The following is a 5,459-nucleotide window of genomic DNA, read 5'->3' on the forward strand; positions in this document are numbered from 1 at the left end:
AGCTCCCATTTTTCCACAGAAAAAGTATAGCGTCCCCAATTGTTTCATATTTTTTAACCCCCCGCGCTTATTTTAGTCTAAACTTTTTACTTCGTTAGTTCCCATAGACATTCTCCTCTTATTAATTTTTATACGTTAAGATTTTATTCCCGATTTACTTATTCTACCAATTTCATTCATATTCCTTCTTTAACAAACCTGCTCCGTTAGTCGAATAAGAAAAAAGCCACCGATATGGCAGCTCTGATCTTTAATTCTTGCACCCGTTTGCCTTTCTGATGAAATTTAGTATAATTGACCTTTTACTCGTGCTTTAAAGGTTGGCGGATCATTATCTTTTTGAAAGAAAGCCGGTGTATACACACCTGAGAACTTATTATAATTACGTAATGGTGTATGAAAATCTTGAACTAGGGAACCCTCAAATCTGCCAGGTTCAGGTACTACTAATATATCCCATTGGTATCCTTCAGCACGATAATATTTATTAATTTCTGCAATCAGACTAAGCTCACTATCTGATAAATAGACCAGATGTTTTTTCTTGGATTCAAAAAAGGACTCCTGAACCCAACGTGCTAAATACAATTGACCAGTTAATCTGGAAAGAGCCAAGTAATTTCTTAGAGAGTTTCCATCGAGCGGCTCTATCCCCACTTTTGGTAAATCTTCTCTTATCGATTCCGTTTCAAGTAATCCATTCAATAATGGACTTAGCGGGGTCATAAATACTTCTTCAAAACGATTGATTGTTGATTTAAGTGCTTTCATTTGTATATACATTTGTACATTTGCTTGTAAAAGTTCAACACTGGATATGGTTAACTCATCTTTTGCCTCTTGTAATTCCTTGTACGAATGATCTAATTGAGCTTTTTCTTCTTTTAATTCTTCATATGAATCAGCTAATTGAGCTTTTTCTTCTTTTAATTCTTCATACGAATCAGCTAATTGAGCTTTTTCTTCTTTTAATTCTTCATATGAGTCAGCTATTTGAGCTTTTTCTTCTTTTACATCATCATATGAGTCAGCTAATTGAGCATTTTCTTCTTTTAGTTCTTCATATGAACTTGCTAATTGAGCATTTTTTTCTTTTACATCATCATAGGAATCAGCTAATTGGCTTTTTTCTTCTTTTAACTCTTCATATTTTGCTGCTAATTGAGCATTTTCTTTTCTTAGTTGTTCGAATAGTCCATTTAGTTGGGCATTTTTATTTTGTAGTTCTTTATAAAATAATAGGTTTCTCTCAAATTCTAATTCCTGAAACCTATTAACATGATCAGTTTTTTCTGTTAATAAATTAGCTATAGGTGAACTTTCATTACCAATTTTTTGTATTATTCTCTGAATCTCTTGGTGCAATTCCTTTTGAAATTCCTGATTGGACTTCATCATGGAACCCCAATACTTCATGATTGCTGAGTTCGATTCATTGGTATGATCCATTTGTTTACCTCCTTATCAACAATTTCATTGCCTTCAATTTTTATTTTCTGTTATTTCATCTGCTTTTATAAAAACATATTCAATCACACATTTTCCTCTACAGCAACGAGTCCATAATAAAAAACTTTGTTAATTTCAACTTCGGAAAATAGACTCCTAATGAGTGAAATGCTTCCTTTTTTTTCGGATATTTCAGGGCATTATTAATTGGATACGAAAATGATTCGTCTTTTGAGTATTCATATTCAAAGGAATGGGAGGTTTAGTAAATTAAAATCCGAATAGTCCTTGAGGACAACATGGGTTATCCGGTACTCAGCACATCGCATGTGTCTCACAACACTCATTTACACATGATTCTGTGTGTGGAAAATAATATTGATGATTAATATGAGGTTTGTAAACTGTTGTCATATGAGGAGGATGGACATGTGTGACTACTTTATTAAATATATTTGTTTCTACCATATTGTTGTGGTGGGTCATACTGTACAGGAAACGGTAGTGGCGGACATAGTTGTGGTGGGTAGTATTGGGCTTGAAATGGTCGTACAGGCGGTATCATATTCGGCATCTGTTTGATGGTGGAAAGTTTCTTTTTATCGTTAAATGACCTCAATGTGAATATGTCTTGTTACATCAACAGTCTATGTGGATTCTTGTATAAGCGGACTAGTTATGTACCTATTTTTCCAAGAAATAGTGGTGATTATTTGTCTTTACCGAATATACCAAATATCACACCGTTGATTTCAGTTTCTGTTGAGCACACTATTCCTTTACTTCTCAGGTCCATTGCTCTTAAGGAGTTGGGCTCTTGCTCATATTATGAACGCTGAGGCAGCGAAGATGCAGTTCGTTCTTGGAAAACTAGATGACTCAGCTGTTACGCTTTCACCTGCAGAGGTCTCATCAGGACATCTACTAGATGTCAATGCAAGTGTTCAAAGTACCCTTCGTGACGTCATCAAGAAAAAATGCTCTTAGAATTCAAATTTAAAAATGTTATTGATTAATAGAAACATTACCAGTTCCGCCAAGTTGTCCAGAATTTTTTAAAACTTTCTAATGGAGCAACGATTAGATTTACTAGCTTAACAAATGTCGGTCTGAATTGGAATTATGTAATTGTTTCACCATCTCCACAATCTTTTGTGCAATTAATTCCATTATTTCATTGTGCACTCACTAGCTTTGTTTCTTGCACTTCGAATCCGCCGCCCATTTTTTGTTCCCCTGGCAATTTTGCTGGTATTTGTGGCTTTTTACCAAAATCACTGGGTATCCTCACCTCTATAATTAACCCTGTTCAAACTACATTCACTTTCTCTTTTACTTTAAATCAACAATTTCCAATAGAAAAGGCCCGTTAGTACAACAAGAAAAAAGACCGCCGCAGCGATCTGGTATCTTTAACTCTCACACCCGTTAGTTTAAGTACATTGGTTCACAAACATATATAAACCAATGAACTAATTTTAGCAATACACATTCCACCTAAATTCATTTTAATCTCAAATGACATAAATGTGTATTATTTCCAGTCAAATTTAAAGGCATTAGCCATTGATATTTAACTTTCACCTCCTTCAAATTGAACATCCCAATCATCTGTATTATCGTCAGTTTCACAATCGTCAACTTCTGTATAAAGGATGGAATCGACTGCAATTCTTTTTATTTTCATTCGCTCCAATTACCTAACACCCCTTTAAACTTAGTCATTTTACAAGTGATTCATTCGTAAGTGGAATGTGTTTACGAAATTTCTTTTTATTTCTTTATTTAATATATTCTCATTCAAACAAGTTCAATTGTTCATTCTACCGCTTTTAAATAACAAAAAAAGACTCCCGTAGCAATCCTATTACGTAATTAAAGCACCCATTACTTTAAGTACATCTTTATACAAACTTTTATAAATCTATGCATCTGCTAATTAATGAAAGAGAAGAAAAGCATACCAGGTTATATATTGGATAGAATAAGCGGGAAAAAACGCGATGATGAGGTGTAGCTATGGAACATAAAGTTCTGCCATCACACGAGATGGAACTGTAATTCCATTCTTAAGATACCATCCAACTAACCCTACGGAAGCTGAACTGAAAAATTGAAAAAAATTTTAAAAAAGAACATACTGTCAGTGACATATTACTGTCGACAACAGTATAATGTTATTAACAGTAAGGTATCTCCAAAAAAATTTTACATTAAATTAGGAGGTTATTTATTTCATGAAACATACAGGGAGACATACAGGTGCATTTCTTCTACTGTTTTTAACAGAGGGAGATAGCTATGGAGGGAAACTCCTGCAGAAATGTGAAGAAGAGCTTCCCATCAACCCAATTGATAGTGCCATCCTTTATCGCACATTAAAAACATTAGAGAAAGAAGGTGCTGTTGAGTCTTATTTGGACACATCAAATCAAGATAAGCTGATAAAAATGTACAAAATTACTACAGTTGGAAAAAGAAAATTAGAAGATTTTCAAATAGATATAGAAGAAAAAATGAAGAACTTATCAATTTTCTTAAATAAATACAAAGAATGGAAGGAGTCTAATCATGATTAATGGTGCTATCCTTTACGCTGTGGCTATCATTCTTCTCAGTATTTCTTTTATAAAAGATCGAAATAAAACAAGAGATGCTCTATTAAAGTCATGGAAAAGCTTTCGTAATATTATACCTGACATGTTATTAATTATGCTTTTCGTTGGGGTATCACTATCTATATTAACTCCATCCTTAATTTCTTCAATCATTGGAGAAAAATCTGGATTGACAGGTATTGTTTATTCAACATTAATTGGTTCTATTGCACTAGTTCCAAGCTTTGTTGTATTTCCTCTTGGACACACATTAGTCCAAAGTGGTGCAGGACTCCCTCAAGTAGCTGTATTGATGTCTACATTAATGTCCGTAGGAATCACAACTTTACCTATGGAACAAAAGATATTTGGGCGAAGTTTTGCCTATTCTCGCAACGTATCTGCAGTGGTAATGTCTCTACTATTTTCATATATTATTTGGATGGTGATTGGATGAATGAATTAAAAAGGTATCGTATCTTTTTCATTTTATTATTTGGGCTCATTATCCTTACCTTTATAAACCAATCGGTGGGATGGAACGCATTTCAATTAACAGGAAAAAGCATTTTAGATATGCTGTTTCTACTCCCTCCTGTCTTAATATTCGTAGGTTTGCTTGACAAATGGGTGGAGAAAGAAACACTTATAAGATATATGGGAGAAAAATCCGGCATCTATGGCATTTTGTTTTCCCTATTATTAGGAGTAATTGCAGCTGGTCCCCTCTACGTAGCTTTTCCAATTGCGGCACTATTATTAAAAAAAGGAGCAAGCATACGCTATATTGTATTTTTTTTAGGAGTTTGGACAACTGCAAAATTACCGGTTATTGTATATGAATTTGCTTCATTTGGAGTTAAATTTACACTCATTCACATTTGTTTTGGTTTGTTATTTTTCTATTTAATGGGTGTTATTTTTGAGAAATTTTATAATCATCGACAATTGTTAAAGTACGATATAACTAAAGACGTTTAGATTTAGATCTATAAATCTTTAACCACTCAATCCTAGATATTTTGTAGCTGAACCTTCAACGGACTATACTGCGTGCAGCAAAAGATTAGAGGATACAGTTTGCACTGCATCCTCTCTTTGATTCCCCTTCTTCAACTAACTGCACCATTAGTTCAACAAGAAAAAAGATGTTGCCGCAGCAACACCTTGTTTAATTCTAGCTACCCGTTAGTTTAAGTGTACCTCTTCACAAAGTTACATGGATTTTAACATATATACATTGAAACTTTTCTTACTCACATTTCATTTTTATATCATATAGAGCACCTCCCAGAACAAAAGGTACTCTATACACACGAATCATTGAACTCCTTGTTATTCTTTTCCGCTAAACTCTAAAATATTTAAACCCTCGGATGCCTCTGGTGCTTCAAAAAATTTAGTAACATGAAT

The 5,459-nt window shown here is 33.7% G+C and carries 8 protein-coding genes; 5 read left to right on the top strand and 3 right to left on the bottom strand.

The window, feature by feature from the left end; translation table 11 throughout:
* Positions 1-285 precede the first annotated feature (285 nt).
* Complete coding sequence (locus FS608_RS29570; protein WP_144556135.1) at positions 286-1,449, bottom strand: hypothetical protein; 1,164 nt, start codon at positions 1,447-1,449, stop codon at positions 286-288.
* Positions 1,450-1,764: 315 nt separating this feature from the next.
* Positions 1,765-1,935 (bottom strand): CotD family spore coat protein, encoded by a 171-nt coding sequence (locus tag FS608_RS31710; RefSeq protein WP_313958754.1) that lies wholly within the window; start codon positions 1,933-1,935, stop codon positions 1,765-1,767.
* Between FS608_RS31710 and FS608_RS31580 the strand changes: the two genes are divergently transcribed.
* Together FS608_RS31580 and FS608_RS31585 are read left to right on the top strand one after the other, a co-directional pair.
* Complete coding sequence (locus FS608_RS31580; RefSeq protein WP_260871869.1) at positions 1,879-2,031, top strand: hypothetical protein; 153 nt, start codon at positions 1,879-1,881, stop codon at positions 2,029-2,031. The two genes, FS608_RS31710 and FS608_RS31580, sit on opposite strands and share 57 nt — an antisense overlap.
* Positions 2,032-2,277: 246 nt before the next feature.
* On the top strand, positions 2,278-2,436 hold the full coding sequence (locus FS608_RS31585) for an alpha-helical endospore appendage domain-containing protein (RefSeq protein ID WP_260871870.1): 159 nt from the start codon (positions 2,278-2,280) through the stop codon (positions 2,434-2,436).
* A 586-nt stretch (positions 2,437-3,022) separates the two neighbouring features.
* On the opposite strand, the gene FS608_RS31590 is transcribed toward FS608_RS31585, so the two are convergent.
* Positions 3,023-3,145 carry a hypothetical protein gene (locus FS608_RS31590; protein ID WP_260871871.1) on the bottom strand — a complete coding sequence of 41 codons (123 nt, stop codon included), beginning with the start codon at positions 3,143-3,145 and terminating at the stop codon, positions 3,023-3,025.
* A gap of 541 nt (positions 3,146-3,686) precedes the next feature.
* Here FS608_RS31590 and FS608_RS29585 point away from each other — a divergent pair.
* Genes FS608_RS29585 through FS608_RS29595 form a run of 3 tightly spaced genes read left to right on the top strand, consistent with a single transcriptional unit; the run spans position 3,687 to position 5,027 of the window.
* The gene (locus tag FS608_RS29585; RefSeq protein WP_144556136.1) at positions 3,687-4,028 is read left to right on the top strand and encodes a PadR family transcriptional regulator; all 342 of its coding nucleotides are present in this window, start codon (positions 3,687-3,689) and stop codon (positions 4,026-4,028) included.
* Positions 4,021-4,503 carry a hypothetical protein gene (locus FS608_RS29590; RefSeq protein WP_144556137.1) on the top strand — a complete coding sequence of 161 codons (483 nt, stop codon included), beginning with the start codon at positions 4,021-4,023 and terminating at the stop codon, positions 4,501-4,503. Before FS608_RS29585 ends, FS608_RS29590 begins: the two co-directional genes overlap by 8 nt.
* The gene (locus FS608_RS29595) at positions 4,500-5,027 is read left to right on the top strand and encodes a permease (protein ID WP_144556138.1); all 528 of its coding nucleotides are present in this window, start codon (positions 4,500-4,502) and stop codon (positions 5,025-5,027) included. Before FS608_RS29590 ends, FS608_RS29595 begins: the two co-directional genes overlap by 4 nt.
* Positions 5,028-5,459: the final 432 nt, after the last annotated feature.

This window comes from Bacillus sp. X1(2014) (genome assembly GCF_007678255.1).

Bases quoted from the DNA above. Each gene is read 5' to 3' on its own strand.
- FS608_RS29570 (WP_144556135.1), bottom strand. From the start codon at position 1,449: ATGGATCATACCAATGAATCGAACTCAGCAATCATGAAGTATTGGGGT.
- FS608_RS31580 (WP_260871869.1), top strand. From the start codon at position 1,879: ATGTGTGACTACTTTATTAAATATATTTGTTTCTACCATATTGTTGTG.
- FS608_RS31710 (WP_313958754.1), bottom strand. From the start codon at position 1,935: ATGACCCACCACAACAATATGGTAGAAACAAATATATTTAATAAAGTA.
- FS608_RS31585 (WP_260871870.1), top strand. From the start codon at position 2,278: ATGAACGCTGAGGCAGCGAAGATGCAGTTCGTTCTTGGAAAACTAGAT.
- FS608_RS29585 (WP_144556136.1), top strand. From the start codon at position 3,687: ATGAAACATACAGGGAGACATACAGGTGCATTTCTTCTACTGTTTTTA.
- FS608_RS29590 (WP_144556137.1), top strand. From the start codon at position 4,021: ATGATTAATGGTGCTATCCTTTACGCTGTGGCTATCATTCTTCTCAGT.
- FS608_RS29595 (WP_144556138.1), top strand. From the start codon at position 4,500: ATGAATGAATTAAAAAGGTATCGTATCTTTTTCATTTTATTATTTGGG.